The sequence below is a fragment of the Streptomyces sp. RFCAC02 genome (assembly GCF_004193175.1).
GTDB lineage: Bacteria > Actinomycetota > Actinomycetes > Streptomycetales > Streptomycetaceae > Streptomyces.
The window spans coordinates 4510134-4527507 of record NZ_SAUH01000001.1 but is presented as its reverse complement, the minus strand read 5'-3'; the positions used below and the strand labels follow the sequence as shown (position 1 = coordinate 4527507).

Sequence of the window (17374 nt, the reverse complement as noted above, 5' to 3'; positions counted from 1 at the left end):
CCGGCCGTCCCCGTGCGGGGGCGGCCGGCCGGCCCGTGCCTGTCCGGGAAGCCGGGCGGGTCAGGAGGTGAGGTCCTCCAGGACCGGCAGCATCCCGTCGAGCGCGACCGGGATGGACAGCGGGGTGTTGGCGGCGTACGCCTCGCTCAGCTCGCTGGTGAGGACGATGGAGCGGCCGTCCTGGACCGCGGGTACGGCCTGGTAGAGCGGGTCGTCCTCGATCGCCGATGCGTCGACGCCGATGGTCTCCATGATCAGGACGTCGGCGTCGAGGAGGTCGATGCGTTCGTTCGAGAGGGAGACGGAGAACGAGTCGGTCGCCTGCTCCTGGATGGCCGGGTTGTTCTCGAAGCCGAGCGACTCCAGGAACTCCACGCGGCCGCCGCCGCGCACGTAGGCGCCCCAGCCGCCGCTGTAGAGGCTGCCGGTGGTGACCGTCTTCCCGTCGAACTCGGGGTGCTCCCCCGCCGCGGCGGTGAACTGCCCCTCCAGGTCGGCGATCAGCTCCTCGCCCTGCTCGGCGCGGCCGAGGGCGGTGGCGATCATGGTGACCTGGTCCTGCCAGCTGATCATGTACTGGTCGGCGCCGGCGTCGGGGACGCCGATGGTGGGGGCGATCTCGCTGAGCCGGTCGTAGCGCTCCTGGTCGCCGCTGGACTTGGTGTCCAGGATGAGGTCGGGCTCGAGCTCGGCGATGCGGTCGTACTCCGGTTCCAGGGTGCCGATGATCTCGGGCGACTCGTCGTACGCGTCCTCGGCCCAGGGGCCGACGCCGTCGCCGCCGAAGCCGAGCCAGTCGCTGGCGCCGACCGGCTGCACGCCCAGGGCGAGCGCCGTCTCGGCGTCGCCCCAGCCGAGGGCGACCACGCGCTGCGGCTCGCTGTCGACCGTCACGTCGCCGAACTTGGTGGCGACGTCCACCGGGAAGGCACCGGCACCGGAGGACGCGGTGGCGTCCCCGCTCGCGCCCGGGTCGGACTCGTCGTCACCGGACCAGGCGCAGCCGGTGGACAGCAGGGTGAGCAGGGCCGCCGCTGAGGCGAGCCCGATACGGGCGAGCCCGGCACGGCGGGCGATTCGAACCATCACAAGGGAAGGTTAGCCTAACCTTACTTTCCTTCGACGGCGGGGGTGCGGTCCGGCTCCGCGCAGTGGTGCCGGCCGACGGGGACGACCATCGGCGTGCCCGACAGCGGATCCGGCACGAGCGCGCAGCGCATGCCGAACACCTCGGACACCACCTCCTGCGTCAGCACCTCACCGGGCGGCCCCTGCGCGACGATCTCCCCCGCGCGCAGGGCGACGAGGTGATCGGCGTAGCGGCAGGCCAGGTTCAGGTCGTGCAGCACCGCGACGACGGTGGTGCCCTCGGCGCGGTTCAGATCGGTCAGCAGGTCGAGCACCTCGACCTGGTGCGGCAGGTCCAGGTACGTCGTCGGCTCGTCCAGCAGCAGCACGTCGGTGTGCTGGGCCAGCGCCATGGCGATCCACACGCGCTGGCGCTGCCCGCCCGACAGCTCGTCCACGGACCGGCCGGCCAGCTCCAGCACATCGGTGGCCAGCAGCGCCCGCGCGACCGCCGCCTCGTCCTCGGCCGTCCACCGCCTGAACCACCCCTGGTGCGGGTAACGGCCGCGGCTGACCAGGTCGGTGACGGTGATGCCCTCCGGCGCGACCGGGCTCTGCGGAAGCAGCCCGAGGGTGGCCGCCACCTCCCGCGTCGGCAGCGCGTGGATGCTCTTGCCGTCCAGGTACACCGCGCCCGACGCGGGCGCCAGCAGCCTGGCCATGCCGCGCAGCAGCGTCGACTTGCCGCAGGCGTTCGGCCCGACGACGGCCGTGACCCTGCCCGGCGGCACGTCGAAGGTGAGGTCCCTGACCACCTCGCGGCCGTCGTAGGACAGCCGCAGGTTCCGCGTGCCGAGCGTGTGTGAGTCCGTCATCCTGAGCACTTCCTCGCGGGGCGGCGCGGTCGGGCGGTGGGCTGTGCGGCCGGTACGGCCGGGGCACGGGTCATCCGCCGCGCCCGACCCGGTTGGTGCGGGCCAGCAGCCACAGCAGGTACGGCGCGCCGACCATGCTGGTGACCATGCCGACCGGGAACTGGTTCGGTCCGAGGGCGTGCTGGCCGACGAGATCGGCGACCAGCACCAGCAGCGCCCCCACGAGCGCGGCAGGCACCAGCGCCGTCCCGGTGCCGCGGACCATGCGGCGGGCGACGGGTCCCGAGACGAACGCCACGAACCCGACCGGTCCCGCGGCGGCGGTCGCCACCCCCGTCAGCGCGACGGCGCAGCCGATCAGCGCGAGCCGCGAGCGTTCGACCCGGGCGCCGAGGCCGCTCGCCGTGTCGTCCCCGAGCTGGAGCGCGCCGAGGGACCTGGTGGCCGCCGCCGTCAGCGGGAGCAGCACCGCCAGCGCCACGAGCAGCGGGCCGACGTGCTCCCAGCCGCGCCCGTTCAGGCTGCCGGTGAGCCAGACCTTCGCCTCCTGGGCGGCCACGGCGGACGAGCGCGTCATCAGATGGGACACCACGCTCATGAGCGCGGCGGCGACGCCCACCCCGACCAGCACGAGGCGCTGCCCGCTCACGCCCCGGCGCCAGGCGAGCGCGTAGATCAGGGCGGCGGCGAGCAGCGCGCCGCCGAGCGCGGACAGCGACATCGCGGCGCCGCTCACGCCGAACGCGACCGTCGCCACGACGGCCGCGGCACTGGCGCCGGCGCTGATCCCGATCACGTCGGGGCTGGCCAGCGGGTTGCGCAGCAGCGTCTGGAACAGGGCGCCCGCGAGCCCGAAGGCGGCGCCGACCAGCAGGCCCGTCAGCGCCCTGGGCAGCCGCAGCTCCACGATCAGGTAGTACGTGGACCGGGTGCCGCCCCCGCCGATGGCCTCGACCACCTCGCCGAGGGGCACCGCCCGGCCGCTGAGGCACACCGTGCCGGTGAAGACGGCCACGAGCAGGACCGCCAGGACGGCGCACACGACCGCCCCGCGCCGGCGGCCGACGTCACGGGAGGCGCGCACGGCCAGCCGGGCGGCGGCCAGGGCCTCGGACTCCGCCGGCCGCCGGCCGGCGCGCGGCGGGGAGCCGGTGGCGGCGCTCACAGTTCGGCCACCTTCCGGGCGCGGACCAGCAGGATGAACGGCACGGCCCCCAGCACCGCCGTGACGATGCCGACCTGCACCTCGCCTGGACGTGCCACGACGCGGCCGATGATGTCGGACAGCAGCAGGAGCGCGGGCGCGAGCACCGCGGAGTACGGGAGGATCCACCGGTAGTCGGCACCGGTGATGGCCCGCGCGATGTGCGGGACGACGAGCCCCACGAAGACGATCGGGCCGCACAGCGCGGTGGCCGCGCCGCACAGCAGGACGGTGAGGGCGGCGCACAGCAGCCGTACGGCGCCGACGCGCTGCCCGAGCGCGCGGGCCATGTCCTCGCCCAGCGCGAGGGTGTTGAGGAGGCGGCCGCAGGCAAGCGCGCCGACCGCGCCCACCAGGATGAACGGGGCGGCGTCCCCCACGGTGCCGGCGGCGCGCGACAGGGTGCCGACCTGCCAGAACCGGTACTGGTCGAACGTGTCGGTGTCGCTGAGGACGAGGGCGCTCGTGACCGAGCCGAGCGCCGCCGTGGTGGTGGCGCCGGCCAGGGCCAGCTTGACCGGGGTGGCGCCCTCGCGGCCCGGCGCGCTGACCCCGTAGACCAGCACGGCGGCCACCAGGGCGCCGGCGAAGCCGCACCAGACGTAGCCCGTGAAGGACGTGAGGTCCAGCCAGCCGATGCCGATCACGACGAACAGCGCGGCGCCGGAGTTGACGCCCAGCATGCCCGGGTCGGCCAGGGGGTTGCGGGCCACGCCCTGCATCAGGGTGCCGCCGAGCCCGAGGGCCGCCCCCACGAGCAGCCCGGCCAGGGTGCGCGGGAGACGCAGGTGGTGGACGACGATCTGGTCGCGGTCGGTGGCGTCGTAGTCCAGCAGGGCGTGCACGACCTTGCCCGCCGGCACGTGCTCGGCGCCGACGGCGAGGCTCGCGGCGCAGGCGGCGAGCAGCACCAGGCAGGACAGCAGCAGACCGGCGGCCAGCACCGGGCGGCTGCGGACCGACCGGCCGGTGACCGCCTCGGGGGCCGGCGGTGGCACGAGCGCCGGCCCGGCCGCCCGCGGCGTCACCGGGGGCTCCCGGGCGCGGTGTCCGCGCGTACGGCTCTGGGCATGTCGGGTCCCGCACCTTCACCAGTCGTTGAACTTAGGTGAGGCTACCCTACGTAAACCGGGCCTGGGGTGGCCCCTCACCCCCGGCGTGCGCGGCCCGGCGCCTCCCCCGGCGCCCACGTCCCGGGCCGCCACACGCCGGCGCGCGTGAGGGAGCGCGAACAGTGCAGGAACACCTCCTGCGTCCGCACCACGAGGGCGAGCTGCGGCGGATCGCCGGCCAGGGCCAGGCGGTCGAAGAACGGGGCGTCGCGGACGAGTTCCGCCGTGCCGTTGACCCGCAGCGTCTCCCCGACACCGGGTATGAGGAAGACCAGGCCGACGTGGGGGTTGCCCAGGACGTTCCGCCAGTTGTCGGCACGGCGGTTCCCCCGCCGGTCGGGCAGCGCGAGCGTCGTCGCGTCCAGCACCTGCACGAACCCGGGCGGGTCGCCGCGCGGCGAGACGTCGCACGTGCCGTCGGGCGCCGACGTGGCGACCATGCACAGCGGGGACCGGGCGATCCAGTCGCGCTCGGACTCCCCGAGATCCGGCCGCACCTTGTCGATCACCACCGGGTGCGGCGTACCGAGCAGCGCGTCGAGCTCGCCCTCCGAGGAGATCCGCACGGCACCGGCCAGGGGGTCGTCGAGGGGCGCCGGCCCCCGGTGGTCGAGCACGTCGCCGACCTTCCTCTCACGATCGGCAGCAGGTCACGGCACGTCCGGCGGGACCGGAACGGCCCCTCAGCCTAGTTCGCCCCGGCGGGCGGCCCAGGACCGGGCCTCAGTCCTTGTACATCTCGTCGATGAGGTCCCTGAACTCCGCCTCCACGACCGGCCGCTTCAGCTTCAGGCTCGGCGTGAGATCGCCGTGCTCCACATCCAGCTCGCGCGGCAGGACGCGGAACCGCTTCACCGTCTGCCAGCGCTGGAGCCCCGCGTTCAGCTCCTGCACATAGCCGTCCACCAGGGCCTGGGTGCGCTCGTGCGCGACGATGTCGGCGTACGTCGTGCCCGGCACGCCGTTCTCCCCGGCCCAGCGCGTGATCGCCTCGGCGTCCAGCGCGATCAGCGCCGAGCAGAACTTCCGGCCCGCGCCGACCACCACCATCGACGACACGTACGGACACACCGCCTTGAAGCGGCCCTCGACCTCCGTCGGCGCCACGTACTTGCCCACCGAGGTCTTGAACAGGTCCTTCTTCCGGTCCGTGATGCGCAGGTAGCCGTCGTCCGACAGCTCGCCGATGTCGCCCGTGTGGAACCAGCCGTCCTCGTCCAGCGCCTCGGCCGTCTTCTCCGGCAGCCCGTGGTAGCCCTGCATGATGCCGGGACCCCGCAGCAGCAGCTCGCCGTCGTCGGCGATCCGCGCCTCAAGACCCGGGAACGCCTTGCCGACCGTGCCGATCCGGTTGGCGGCCAGCGGGTTCAGGAAGGACGCGGCGGCCGACTCCGTGAGGCCGTACCCCTCCAGCAGGGGGATGCCGAGGCCGCTGAAGAAGTACCCGATCTCCGGGGTGAGCGCCGCGGAGCCCGAGACGACGAGCCGCATCCGGCCGCCGAACAACGCCCGCAGCTTCCCGTACACCAGCCGGTCGGCCAGCGCGTGCTTCGCGCGCAGCGCGCCGGGCACGGAGGCGCGCCCGGTGCGGCGGAAGTTCTCCTGGGAGACGCGCGCGAACTCCTTGGCCGTCGCGGCCGCCCAGTCGAAGATCCGGCCCTTCAGCGCGCCGTCCCCGTGCGCCTTCATCGACGCGCCGTTGTACACCTTCTCGAAGACGCGCGGCACGCCGCACATGAAGGTGGGGCGGACGTGCGGCAGGTTCTGGATGATGCGGTCCTGCCGGCCGTCGACCGCCGTGACACCGCCGACCTTGATGTGCGCGGACAGCAGCACCTTGCCGAAGACGTGCGCGAGCGGCAGCCACAGGTACTGCACGTCATCGGGGCGCATCAGGCCGATGGCGTCGATGGTGTGGCCCATGTACGACCAGGTGTCCTGGCTCAGCCGCACCCCTTTGGGGCGGCCCGTCGTACCCGAGGTGTAGATCAGCGTCGCGAGCTGGTCCGGGCGGAGCGCGGCGACCGTCTCGCGCACGCAGTCCGGCTTCCGCTCCAGGCGGGCAGCGCCGCGGGCGGCGAGGTCGGCCAGCGACAGGACCCAGCCGTCCGGGTCGCCCTCGGCGGGGACCGCGTCGGCCGCCTCGATGACCACGACGTGCGCGAGGTCCGGCAGGTCGGCGCGGCGCTCGCGCGCCTTCGCGAGCTGCACCCCGTCCTCGGCGATCAGGACGCGGCTGCCCGAGTCGGCGAGGATGAACGCGCTCTCCTCGGCGTTCGTCTGCGCGTAGATCGTGGTCGTCGCGGCGCCGGCGCACATGATGCCGAGGTCGGCGAGGATCCAGTCCACACTCGTGCCGGCGGCGATCGCGACCCGCTCCTCCGGCCGCACCCCCAGCTCCATGAGCCCCGCAGCCAGCGCGAACACGCGGTCCGCCGCCTCGCGCCACGTGTAGGACGCCCAGTCGTCGGGGCCGCCGCCCGGCGCGGCCACCGGGTAGCGGAAGGCCTCGTCGTCCGGCGTCGCCGCGACACGGTCCAGGAAGAGGTGGGCCACGGATGGCGGGCGGTTCTGCGTGAGCTGGTTCTGCCTGTCGGTCACGGGGTCCTCCGGGTGCCGCGCTGCAACGGGGTGACTTGCCGGTAACTTGAGAGTGTCGCCCAGATTAGGCGCCACGCTCCCCGTGCGTAAGGGGTGTCATTTCTTGTTCTTCCCCTCACCGCCGTCGCCATCCGACGACAGGGCCGCGATGAACGCCTCCTGCGGCACCTCGACGCGCCCCACCATCTTCATGCGCTTCTTGCCCTCCTTCTGCTTCTCCAGCAGCTTCCGCTTCCGCGAGATGTCGCCGCCGTAGCACTTGGAGAGCACGTCCTTGCGCATCGCCCGCACCGTCTCGCGGGCGATGACACGGGACCCGATGGCCGCCTGGATCGGGACCTCGAACTGCTGGCGCGGGATGAGCTCGCGCAGCTTCGACGCCATCTTCACGCCGTACGCGTACGCCTTGTCCTTGTGGACGATCGCGGAGAACGCGTCCACCTTGTCGCCGTGCAGCAGGATGTCGACCTTGACCAGGTCGGCGGTCTGCTCGCCGGTCGGCTCGTAGTCGAGGGACGCGTAGCCGCGGGTCTTCGACTTCAGGGCGTCGAAGAAGTCGAAGACGATCTCCGCGAGGGGCAGGGTGTAGCGCAGCTCGACACGGTCCTCGGACAGGTAGTCCATGCCCTGCAGGACGCCGCGGCGGGTCTGGCACAGCTCCATGATCGCGCCGACGTACTCGCTGGGCGCGAGCACCGTGGCGCGGACGACGGGCTCACTGACCTCGGCGACCTTCCCGCCGGGGAACTCGCTCGGGTTCGTGACCGTGTGCCGGGTGCCGTCCTCCATGGTGACCTGGTAGACCACGTTCGGCGCGGTGGCGATCAGGTCGAGGTTGGACTCGCGCTCCAGCCGCTCCCGGATGACCTCCAGGTGCAGCAGGCCGAGGAAGCCGACGCGGAAACCGAAGCCGAGGGCGACGGACGTCTCCGGCTCGAAGACGAGCGCCGCGTCGTTGAGCTGGAGCTTCTCAAGGGCGTCGCGGAGGTTCGGGTAGTCCGAGCCGTCGATCGGGTACAGCCCGGAGAACACCATCGGCTTCGGGTCCTTGTAGCCGCCGAGCGCCTCGGTCGCGCCGCGCCGCTGGAGGGTGACCGTGTCACCGACCTTCGACTGCCGCACGTCCTTCACGCCGGTGATGAGGTAGCCGACCTCGCCGACCGCGAGGCCGTCCGCCGGGGTCATCTCGGGCGAGTTGACGCCGATCTCCAGCAGTTCGTGCGTGGCGCCGGTGGACATCATCTGGATGCGCTCGCGCTTGCCGAGGGCGCCGTCCACCAGCTTCACGTAGGTGACGACGCCGCGGTAGGCGTCGTACACCGAGTCGAAGATCATGGCGCGGGCGGGCGCCTCCGGGTCGCCCACGGGGGCGGGGACCTGGCGGACCACCTCGTCCAGGAGCGCGTCGACGCCCTCGCCGGTCTTCGCGGAGACGCGCAGCACGTCGCCCGGGTCGCAGCCGATGAGGTGCGCCAGCTCGGCGGCGAACTTGTCGGGCTGGGCGGCGGGCAGGTCGATCTTGTTGAGGACCGGGATGATCGTGAGGTCGTTCTCCATCGCCAGGTAGAGGTTGGCGAGGGTCTGGGCCTCGATGCCCTGGGCCGCGTCCACGAGCAGGATGCAGCCCTCGCACGCGGCGAGGGAACGGGACACCTCGTAGGTGAAGTCCACGTGGCCCGGGGTGTCGATCATGTTCAGGACGTGCGCCGCGCCCTCCGCCTGCCACGGCATGCGGACCGCCTGGGACTTGATCGTGATGCCGCGCTCGCGCTCGATGTCCATGCGGTCGAGGTACTGCGCGCGCATCTGGCGCTGGTCGACGATGCCGGTGAGCTGGAGCATGCGGTCGGCCAGCGTCGACTTGCCGTGGTCGATGTGCGCGATGATGCAGAAGTTACGGATCAGAGCCGGGTCGGTACGGCTGGGCTCCGGCGCGTTCGAGGTGATCGCGGGCACGCGGGGTCCTGTCGGTCATGGCTGCGGAAGGGTGGATCGCGTCCCATGCTCCCACGCGGCGGACGCTGGTACGGATTCGGAGCCCGCGCGGGCCCGCTGGTAGGCTGGCGGACTGTGTCCGTCATCCGCGGAGCGCCGGCCGGCAGGCCGGGGCCGGGGTGGGGGACCGTCCATCGAATCACCGACAGAACCTGCGAAGGCTCATTCCGTGGCGAACATCAAGTCCCAGATCAAGCGGATCCGGACCAACGAGAAGGCCCGTCTGCGCAACCAGGCGGTCCGTTCCGAGGTCAAGACGGCCGTCCGCAAGGCCCGTGAGGCCGTGGCCGCCGGCGACTACGAGCAGGCCGAGACCGCCCGCCGTGTCGCGGCCCGCAAGCTCGACAAGGCCGTGAGCAAGGGCGTGCTCCACAAGAACAACGCCGCCAACAAGAAGTCGGCCCTCGCGCTCCAGGTCAACGCGCTCCAGGGCTGACACCGGGCTCGTTCCGCCGCCGGTCCGGGTGTGAAGCGGTCCCTCTCCCCGCTCCCTGTCCGGCGCGCGCACGGCACCGCGCTGATCCCAACGTTCGCCACGCGGGTGCGGTGCCCCTGAGCTTCTCGACGGTGCCGAAGGCCCCGGCCCCCGCCATCCCCCGGCGGGGCCGGGGCCTTCGCGCTGCCACGGCCCGCCTCAGCGGGAGCGGGCGGCCCGCGCGATGGTGACGACGGCCCGCTCCAGCGCGTACTCCGGGTCGTGGCCGCCGCCCTTGACGGCCGCGTCGGCCTCGGCGACGGCGGTCAGCGCGGTCGCGACGCCGTCGGCGGACCAGCCGCGCATCTGCTGCCGCACCCGGTCGATCTTCCACGGCGGCATGCCGAGGTCCCGTGCCAGGTCGGCGGGCCTGGCGCCGGCGGGCGCGGTGGCGAGCCTGCCGATGGACCGGACGCCCTGCGCGAGGGCACTCGTGACGAGGACGGGCGCGACCCCGGTGGACAGCGCCCAGCGCAGCGCCTCCAGCGCCTCGGCCGCCCGGCCCTCCACGGCCCGGTCGGCGACGGTGAAGCTGGACGCCTCGGCGCGGCCGGTGTAGTAGCGGCCGACGACGTCCTCGTCGATGGCGCCCTCCACGTCGGCGGCGAGCTGGGCGCAGGCGGACGCCAGCTCCCGCAGGTCGCTGCCGATGGCGTCCACGAGGGCCTGGCACGCCCCGGGGCTCGCGCTGCGCCCGGCGGACCTGAACTCGCCGCGCACGAACGCCAGCCGGTCCGCCGGCTTCGTCATCCGCGCGCAGGCCACCTCGCGGGCGCCGGCCTTGCGGGCCGCGTCCATGAGCCCCTTGCCTCTGGCGCCACCGGCGTGCAGCAGGACGAGGGTGATCTCGTCGGCGGGCGCGGCCAGGTACGCCTTGACGTCCTTCACGGTGTCGGCGCCCAGGTCCTGGGCCTGCCGGACGACGACGACCTTCCGCTCGGCGAACAGCGAGGGGCTGGTCAGCTCGGCCAGGGTGCCGGGCTGGAGGGCGCCGGGTTCGAGGTCGCGGACATCGGTGTCGGGGTCGGCGGCGCGCGCCGCCGCCACGACGTCACGGACGGCCCGGTCGAGCAGCAGCTCCTCCTGCCCGACGGCGAGCGTGACCGGGGCGAGCGGGTCGTCGGCGCGGGGTGCTCTGGCTGCCATGCGCCCAGCATCGCACGGACCTCGGACACCCGGCGGACGGGCGAGAATGGGGCGGTGACCGAGGGACGACATGTACTGGTGCTGCCGGACCGGGACGCGGCCGACGAGGTCGCGGCGGAGGTGGCGGACCGCCTGGGCCTCGCCGAGGAGCCCCGCCCCCTGCGGGACGCGCTGGCCGGCGAGGACGACGCGGAGGACGCGCAGTGGCTCGTCGTCGTGGAGGACCCGGATTCCCGCCACGACGCGGCCGCGCTGGCGGCGCTCGCCGAGGAGTACGACGGCTGGCTGGAACGCGACTGATCCCCCGGCCCTACGTCGCACGCCCGATGCGCACCGCCCCGGCCCGCCCTACGGTCGGCGCACATGATGCGGGAACTCCCCCCGCCGCGTGAGGCGGCACAGCGCAAACGGGACACTCTGCGACGGCTGCGGGACGACGAGGACGCCTGGGTGGCCACGGCCGGCACCGACGGCGAGCCGTGCCTGACACCGCTGTGGTTCGTCTGGCACGGCGGGCACTTGGTCATGGCCACCCGCGCGGCCAACCCGACGGCGGTCAACGCCCGCCGCACGGGCCGCGCGACGGTCTGCCTCGGCCACCCGCGCGACGTGGTGCGCATCGAGACGGACGTCGAGACCGTCCCGGTGGACGCGCTGCCAGGACCGGAGGCGGAGGCGTTCATCGCGAAACTGGCCTGGGACGTACGGAGCCTGCCGGCGTACACGTTCCTCCGCTTCCGCCCGACACGGATCACGGCGTGGCGCGGGGTGAACGAACAACCCGGCCGCCTGCTGATGCACGACGGCACCTGGCTGGTCTGACCCCCTCCCCCTCACGCCCCACCGCGCTGTACGACATACGTCACTGACCGCCGAGGAGCCTGCCAGCGTCTTCGGCGGCGGCCGACAGGCGCGGTCGAGAGCCTCCCGGCGTCCGGCACCGGACAACGAACCACGGCCTCCACTCGTCCGACCGCAGGCGCCGGACTTCACCGGGTCGAGCGGTCTCGGCGGAGCAGCGTCCGGCGATACCGTGGCGTCGGTGGTCCGGTCAGGAGAGTGGGACGTGCAGCGTCGGGAGTTCATGGCAGCATCCAGCGCGTACGCGTTGAGCGTTCTCGCGCTGCCCGACCTGGATGCCATCACCCGCCGCACCGCCACCGCCCAGGCAGGCTCGCCCTCGGTGCGCGTCGGCAAGGGCGAAGTCGCCGCGGTGCGGCAGATGACCAAGGTCCTCGGCGACGCCGCCGCCGAACTCGGCGGCGGACACGCCCGCCACCTGGTCGTGCGGTATCTCACCGAGGACGTCGCCCCCTGGCTGGGCGGCAGCTTCACCCAGGCGATCGGACGTGAGCTTTTCGCAGCCGTCTCCCAACTGGTGCACCTCGCGGGCTGGATGGCGGGGGATGAAGGCAACCAGGGTCTCGCCCAGCGGTATTACGCGCATTCCTTTCGACTGGCGGCCGAGGCCGGGGACGCGGAGCTGTCCGCGACAGCCCTGCGGGGCATGGCCGTCCAGGCCATCGACCACGGGCACCGGGCCGCCGCCGTCCGCCTGTCGGAAGAGTGTGTGCGGCGGGCGCGTGCTCTCGACGATCCGCGCGCGCTGGCCTACTACAGGACGACGCTTGCCAACGCGGCGGCTCTCGACGGCGACCGCCCCACGGCGGCTTCCGCACTGGCCGCCGCCCAGTCCGCGATCGAACGATCCCCGGCCGCCCCGGGCGAGTCGTGGGCCGGGCACTACTCGGTCGGGCGGTGGGCGCACGAGTCCGGGATGATCCTCGCCCGCCTCGGTGACCTCGACGCCGCCGAGGAGCACCTGCGGCACGCGCTCGACATCCACGGCCTCGACCGACGCCGCACCCGCGCGATCGTCTTGGCGGACCTGGGGCAGATCCGGCTCCAGCGGGGGGACATCGGCGCGGCCGTGGCAGGCTGGCACGACTTCCTGGACTGCGCGGACGGCATCCGTTCGGTCAAGGTCCACGACGCGGTCCAGGAGATGCGGGCACGTCTCGACCGCCTGAGCGGCGTGCCGGAAGTCGATGGGCTGAGCGAGCGGGCCGCCGCTCTCTGATCCCTCCGGTGCGGGGGTTCGTGCGCCGCTCTCATGGTGCATGGCGTGCGATCACTCGGGGGTCGGTCGTGTCGCCGGTGATGGCCAGGTGGCCGTGCAGGTCGGTGCGTGCCGTCACCGCGCCGGCGTCCGACAGTGCCTCCAGTGTGCTCGGTGCCGGGTGTCCGTAGGAGTTGTCCGCACCGGCGGAGATGAGCGCGATGCGGGGGCTCAACCGGTCCAGCAGGGCCGGGTCCTGGTGCGCCGAGCCGTGGTGCGCCACCTTCAGCACATCGACGGTCGGCAGGTCCGGATGGTCGGCCAGCAGCCGTTCCTGCGCGAGCGGTTCCAGGTCGCCCGGCAGGAACACGGTCAGGTCACCGGTGCGGACGAGCAGGGTGACGCTGGTGTCGTTCGCCCCGTAGCCGGCGGTCACTGCGTCCGGTGGCGGCCACAGCACCTCCCAGCTCAGCTCCTCCCCGATCCGGTGCCGCTCCCCCGCGACCGCCTCCCGCAGCGGCACGCCCGCCTCCCGCGCCACCCGCCGTACGGCCGCGGCCTGTTCCTCCTCGCCGGCGGCCGGCGGCGCCTGGATCGCGTCCACGCGCCGTCCGTCCAGGACGCCCTCGACACCGCCGACATGGTCGGCGTGGAAGTGGCTGAGGACCAGCAGCGGTACGTGCCGGACGCCGAGGTCGCGCAGGCACGCGTCGACCGCCGCGGGCTCGGGTCCCGCGTCGACGACCAGCGCGCTGGTACCGCCCGCCGCGAGGACCAGCGCGTCGCCCTGGCCGACATCGCAGGCGACCACGCGCCAGCCGTCCGGCGGCCAGCCCGTGATCAGGCGCGGCAGGGGTGCGGGGCGCAGCACCGCGAGGAGCAGCAGCAGGACGCAGACGGCGGCGGGCAGCGGGTGGCGCGGCAGCCGCCGGAGCAAGGTGACGGCGGCGACCGTGACGACGGCCAGCAGAGCAGCGCCCGACCAGCCCCCCGGCCAGGCCAGTTCGGCCCCCGGGAGTCCAGCCCCGGTGCGGGCGACCCAACCGATCCAGCGGGCGGGCCAGGCTGCGGGCCAGGCGGCCGGCGGCGCGGCGGCGGGCGCGAGCTGCGCGATCAGGATGACGGCCCAGCCGAGCACGATGACCGGCGCGATCGCGAGCTGGGCGAGGAGGTTGCACGGGACGGCTACGAGGCTGGTGCCCGGCGCGAAGACCGTGATGACAGGGGCGCACGCCGCCTGCGCCGCCGCCGCAGCGGCGAGGGCGGTGGCGAGCCGTTCCGGGACGCCGCGCCGCCGCAGCGCCTCCGCCCACCGCGGGGCCACCGTCAGCAGGGCGCCGGTGGCGAGGACGGACAGCAGGAAGCCGTAGGAACGGCTGAGCAGCGGATCGTGGAGGATCAGCAGCAGGACGGCCGCGGCGAGCGCCGGGAGCAGGGACCGGCGGTGCCCCGTGCCGAGCGCGAGCAGGGTCAGGGCCGCGCACAGCGCCGCCCGCAGCACGCTGGGGTCCGGCCGGCACACCAGCACGAAACCGGCGACGAGGACGCAGCCCACCACGGCGGTGGCGCGCAGCGGGATGCCGAACCGTGCGGCGATCCCGCCGCGTTCGGCGCGGGCGGCCAGGGCGGTGCGGCGCCCGACGAGGACGGCGAGGACGATCGCGACCTGACTGCCCGACGCCACGACGAGGTGCGTGAGGCCGGTGGCACGGACGGCGTCGGTCAGGTCCGCCGGCATGCGCGAGTCGTCACCGATGACGAGCGCCGGCAGCAGGGCGGCCGCGTCGCCGGGCAGGGCCGCGGTGGCGTCGCGCAGCCCCTGCCGCAGGCGGCCGGCGATGCGCTGCGCGGTGCCCGGCGATGCGGTGACGGGGGGACGGCCGGCGTCCCGGACGCGCAGGATCGCGGCCCGCTCCTCGCGCCGCTCGGGCATCGGCGGGGCCAGGTCGGCGCGCAGCGTCAGCCGGGTGCCGGGGAGGAGGGCGAGCCAGTCGTCCGGACGGTCGGTCTCCACGACGACGACCACCGGCGCGCGGACGGTGACCGCGCCGCCGGGCGGTGCCGTGACGCGGCGGGTCTCCGCCTCCAGGAGGACGGGCCGTGCCGCGCCCGGGGGCCGGTCGGCCCGGGCGGCGCTCGGGTCCGCCGTGAGCGTCACCTCCGCGTCCACGCGGGAGCCGGCGGCCGTATCCCACAGGTCGGAGCGGATGGCGGAGGAGTGGAAACCGGCCGTCACGAGGGCCGCCGCGCCGCACAGCAGCGCCATGGCCGCCGCCGGGCCGAGCGGCCGTGCGCCGTGCCGGGACGGCGCGCGGCGCGGTGGCAGGAGGCGGCCGGCGACGAGGACCGTGCCGAGGACGAGGACGACCGGCGCGGCCGGTGCCCCGAGCGCCTGGACGGCGACGGTCCAGACGGCCGACGCGCCCAGCACGCACCGGAGCACGGTGCCCCTGCCGGGGCGGAGAGCGGTGAGGGGGAGGGCGGCACCGGCCAGGAGGCAGCAGCCGAGAGCGCAGAGGACGGCCGTGCGCGCCGGCAGACCGAGTCCCAGTGCGGCACCGGCCCATGCGGCGGTTGCGGGCGGGATCAGCCGCAGGTCGGGCGGCTGGTGCTGCTTCGGCTCCGAGGCGCCGAGCCGGTGCCCCGACGCGGCGTGGACGGGATGCCGCACCGGCTGTCGGGGCGAGGGGGAGGACCGGCGGGCCGGCGCGTGCGCCCCCGGGCGGGGCAGGCCGGGGATGCGGCCGGCCGGCGCGGGCCGGGAAGCCCTGCCATCCGGGTCCCCGTCACGCGACCGACCGGTTCGACCGCCCGGCACCGGGCCGGGAACGGTTCCCGGGGACACCCCGCGCCCCGGCCCGGACCGTGGGGCGACGCCCCGCTCATCACCCGCCCTGCCCGGGAGCAGGGACGGTGGCACGGTCGGACGCTCCGAAGTGGCGCCACGCAGCGGCCGATCACCCCGAGCACGGTCGCGCCCCGGACCGCCGGCGCCGGCGTCACGCGGCAGCCGATCACCCCGACCACCATCACGTCCCGGACCGGCATCCCCTGCCGCACCGCGAACCATTCGCGGGAACGCCCGGGCTCCCAGTCCGACCCACGAGGACGTCCCGCGCGCATCACCCGCCACGTCGGCGTCGACCACCGGCAGCGGATGCCCCGGGACCGCGGCGGACGAGGCCCCCGGGCCGAAGCCGCGCAACGGATCGCCACCCGTTGCCGAATCGGGCACGGATCCGGCAGACGGCCCGTGTCCCGGTCCCAGCAGCGGGAGGACTGCCCATGCGCCTTCCACCGGCAGCGGATCCCGCAGGGGCACAGCAGGCGAACCCCCGGGGCCGGCGTCACCCAGCGGCCGACCGCCGCGGGCACGGTCGCGCCCCGGACCACCACCCGTCGCCGTACCGGGAACGGTTCGCGGGGGCGCCCCGGATCCCGGTCCGAGCACCGAGGACGAGCCTCGGACCACCGGCAGCGGACGCCCCGGGGCCGCGGCGGACGAGGCCCCTGAGCCGACGTCACGCGATGACCGGTCTCCCCGGCCTCCGTCGCGCCCCGGAACAGGATCCGTCTCCGCCTCATCCGCGACACCGGCCACCGGCAGCGCGGGCGACTCGGTTCCGTGCGACATGTGCTCGCGGGCCGCGTCGCCCCGGACGTCGTGGGTTCCGTGTCCGTGGACGGTTCGTGCGGTCGCCGCGGGTCGTCCGCGCGCCCGGCCTGCCCGGAGCCCGCCTTCCGGTCCGAGTGAACGGTGCGCCCCGGGCGGGTGGTCGAGGGGACGGTGACGCCGGGGCGTGGTGGGTGGGACGGCAGGTCCCGGCCGCTCCGGCGCCGTGGCATCCGTGTCCGGCGTGGGAACGCCGGACGGCTCACAGGACGACATGGGGCCTCAGATCCGCGAGCCGTCGATCGCCGATGCCGGAGACCTCGCCGAGCTGGTCGACGGAGGTGAAGGCGCCGTGCTCCTGGCGCCACGTCAGGATGCGGCCGGCGAGGACGGGGCCGATGCCGGGAAGGGTCTGGAGCTGGTCCGCGGTCGCCGTGTTGAGGCTCACGGGCGCGGGTCCGGCCTGCGCCGCTCCCGCCGGTGCCGCCTGTGGTCCCGGCCGGTCCGCTCCGACCACGATGTGCTCGCCGTCAGTGAGGACGCGTGCCCGGTTGAGCCCTTCGGTGTCCGCGTCCGGGGCGCTGCCGCCCGCCGCGTCGATCGCGTCGGCGACCCGTGAGCCCGGGGGCAGCGTGTAGATGCCCGGCTCGGAGACGTCGCCCGCCACGTCGACGACCACCTCCGCCCGTACGGACGCGCCGGTGGCCGCGGGCGCGGACGGCGGCTGTGACGGCGACGGGCCGGCGGACCCCGGAGCGGTCGGCCCGGCCGCCGCGACGTCGGTGACCGCGACCGTCCCGGGGCGGCCGGTGACGAAGTGGTACCAGCCGAACCCGACGGCGACCGCGAGCAGGACGGACAGCGCGGCGAGGGTCCGGCCCTCGACGCCGCAGCGTGCGCGCAGCCATTCCCGCGCGCGGTCGGCCGGCGCCCGCCGCTGGCGCGCCCCGCCACCCTCCGGCGGCCCGTCCGGTGGTTCGGGGGGCGGTCCTGGCGGCGGCGGTCCCGTCCCGAACAGCGCCGCCGCCCGCGCGGACACGGCGGTGCCGGACCGCCGCCCCCGCCCGCCCGGCCGGGACCACGCCGGTCGGCGCGGCCCCGCCCCGGCCCGGTCCCGGCACCCCCGGCCCACGGCGTGGTCACCCCTGTACGTCGTCGCGTCGTCTCCATGGCCCCGACCATGACGGCGCGCACGCCCCCTGGCCAGTGCCCTCCTCGAACCTGTG

14 protein-coding genes are annotated in these 17374 nt (G+C 74.7%); 4 read left to right on the top strand and 10 right to left on the bottom strand.

From position 1 onward, the window contains the following. Positions 1 to 60 precede the first annotated feature (60 nt). From EMA09_RS21080 to lepA, 7 genes are all read right to left on the bottom strand, one after another. Positions 61 to 1086, bottom strand: a complete 1026-nt coding sequence (locus EMA09_RS21080) for an iron-siderophore ABC transporter substrate-binding protein (RefSeq protein ID WP_129844175.1) — start codon at positions 1084 to 1086, stop codon at positions 61 to 63. Between the two features lie 23 nt (positions 1087 to 1109). Then, positions 1110 to 1943 (bottom strand): ABC transporter ATP-binding protein, encoded by an 834-nt coding sequence (locus EMA09_RS21075; RefSeq protein WP_129842549.1) that lies wholly within the window; start codon positions 1941 to 1943, stop codon positions 1110 to 1112. Between the two features lie 70 nt (positions 1944 to 2013). Then, positions 2014 to 3108: an iron chelate uptake ABC transporter family permease subunit gene (locus tag EMA09_RS21070; RefSeq protein ID WP_206305977.1), complete on the bottom strand. Its 1095-nt coding sequence runs from the start codon at positions 3106 to 3108 to the stop codon at positions 2014 to 2016. Continuing rightward, a complete protein-coding gene (locus tag EMA09_RS28685; RefSeq protein WP_240796705.1) occupies positions 3105 to 4145 on the bottom strand; it encodes an iron ABC transporter permease in 1041 nt (346 codons plus the stop codon). Before EMA09_RS28685 ends, EMA09_RS21070 begins: the two co-directional genes overlap by 4 nt. 149 nt (positions 4146 to 4294) lie before the next feature. Continuing rightward, the gene (locus EMA09_RS21060) at positions 4295 to 4876 is read right to left on the bottom strand and encodes an MSMEG_1061 family FMN-dependent PPOX-type flavoprotein (protein ID WP_129842546.1); all 582 of its coding nucleotides are present in this window, start codon (positions 4874 to 4876) and stop codon (positions 4295 to 4297) included. Between the two features lie 106 nt (positions 4877 to 4982). After that, complete coding sequence (locus EMA09_RS21055) at positions 4983 to 6860, bottom strand: AMP-dependent synthetase/ligase (protein WP_129842545.1); 1878 nt, start codon at positions 6858 to 6860, stop codon at positions 4983 to 4985. Between the two features lie 96 nt (positions 6861 to 6956). Beyond that, the gene (gene lepA / locus EMA09_RS21050; protein ID WP_129842544.1) at positions 6957 to 8816 is read right to left on the bottom strand and encodes a translation elongation factor 4; all 1860 of its coding nucleotides are present in this window, start codon (positions 8814 to 8816) and stop codon (positions 6957 to 6959) included. 208 nt (positions 8817 to 9024) lie between these two features. Between lepA and rpsT the strand changes: the two genes are divergently transcribed. Next, complete coding sequence (rpsT, locus tag EMA09_RS21045; RefSeq protein ID WP_129842543.1) at positions 9025 to 9291, top strand: 30S ribosomal protein S20; 267 nt, start codon at positions 9025 to 9027, stop codon at positions 9289 to 9291. Between the two features lie 198 nt (positions 9292 to 9489). Here rpsT and holA read toward each other — a convergent pair whose 3' ends face one another. After that, positions 9490 to 10476 carry a DNA polymerase III subunit delta gene (holA, locus tag EMA09_RS21040; protein ID WP_129842542.1) on the bottom strand — a complete coding sequence of 329 codons (987 nt, stop codon included), beginning with the start codon at positions 10474 to 10476 and terminating at the stop codon, positions 9490 to 9492. A 54-nt stretch (positions 10477 to 10530) separates the two neighbouring features. Here holA and EMA09_RS21035 point away from each other — a divergent pair, with 54 nt between their 5' ends. The 3 genes from EMA09_RS21035 to EMA09_RS21025 all read left to right on the top strand — a co-directional run bounded on the left by EMA09_RS21035 (position 10531) and on the right by EMA09_RS21025 (position 12556). Continuing rightward, a complete protein-coding gene (locus tag EMA09_RS21035; protein WP_129842541.1) occupies positions 10531 to 10776 on the top strand; it encodes a hypothetical protein in 246 nt (81 codons plus the stop codon). Between the two features lie 63 nt (positions 10777 to 10839). Then, positions 10840 to 11298 (top strand): pyridoxamine 5'-phosphate oxidase family protein, encoded by a 459-nt coding sequence (locus EMA09_RS21030; RefSeq protein WP_346655847.1) that lies wholly within the window; start codon positions 10840 to 10842, stop codon positions 11296 to 11298. Positions 11299 to 11560: 262 nt separating this feature from the next. Then, entirely contained in the window at positions 11561 to 12556 is a 996-nt protein-coding gene (locus tag EMA09_RS21025; RefSeq protein WP_240796495.1) for a tetratricopeptide repeat protein, read from the top strand. Positions 12557 to 12587: 31 nt separating this feature from the next. On the opposite strand, the gene EMA09_RS21020 is transcribed toward EMA09_RS21025, so the two are convergent. Both EMA09_RS21020 and EMA09_RS21015 read right to left on the bottom strand, forming a co-directional pair. Continuing rightward, positions 12588 to 15206: a ComEC/Rec2 family competence protein gene (locus EMA09_RS21020; protein ID WP_346655846.1), complete on the bottom strand. Its 2619-nt coding sequence runs from the start codon at positions 15204 to 15206 to the stop codon at positions 12588 to 12590. A gap of 1204 nt (positions 15207 to 16410) precedes the next feature. Then, positions 16411 to 17187 (bottom strand): ComEA family DNA-binding protein, encoded by a 777-nt coding sequence (locus tag EMA09_RS21015; RefSeq protein ID WP_240796494.1) that lies wholly within the window; start codon positions 17185 to 17187, stop codon positions 16411 to 16413. Positions 17188 to 17374: the final 187 nt, after the last annotated feature.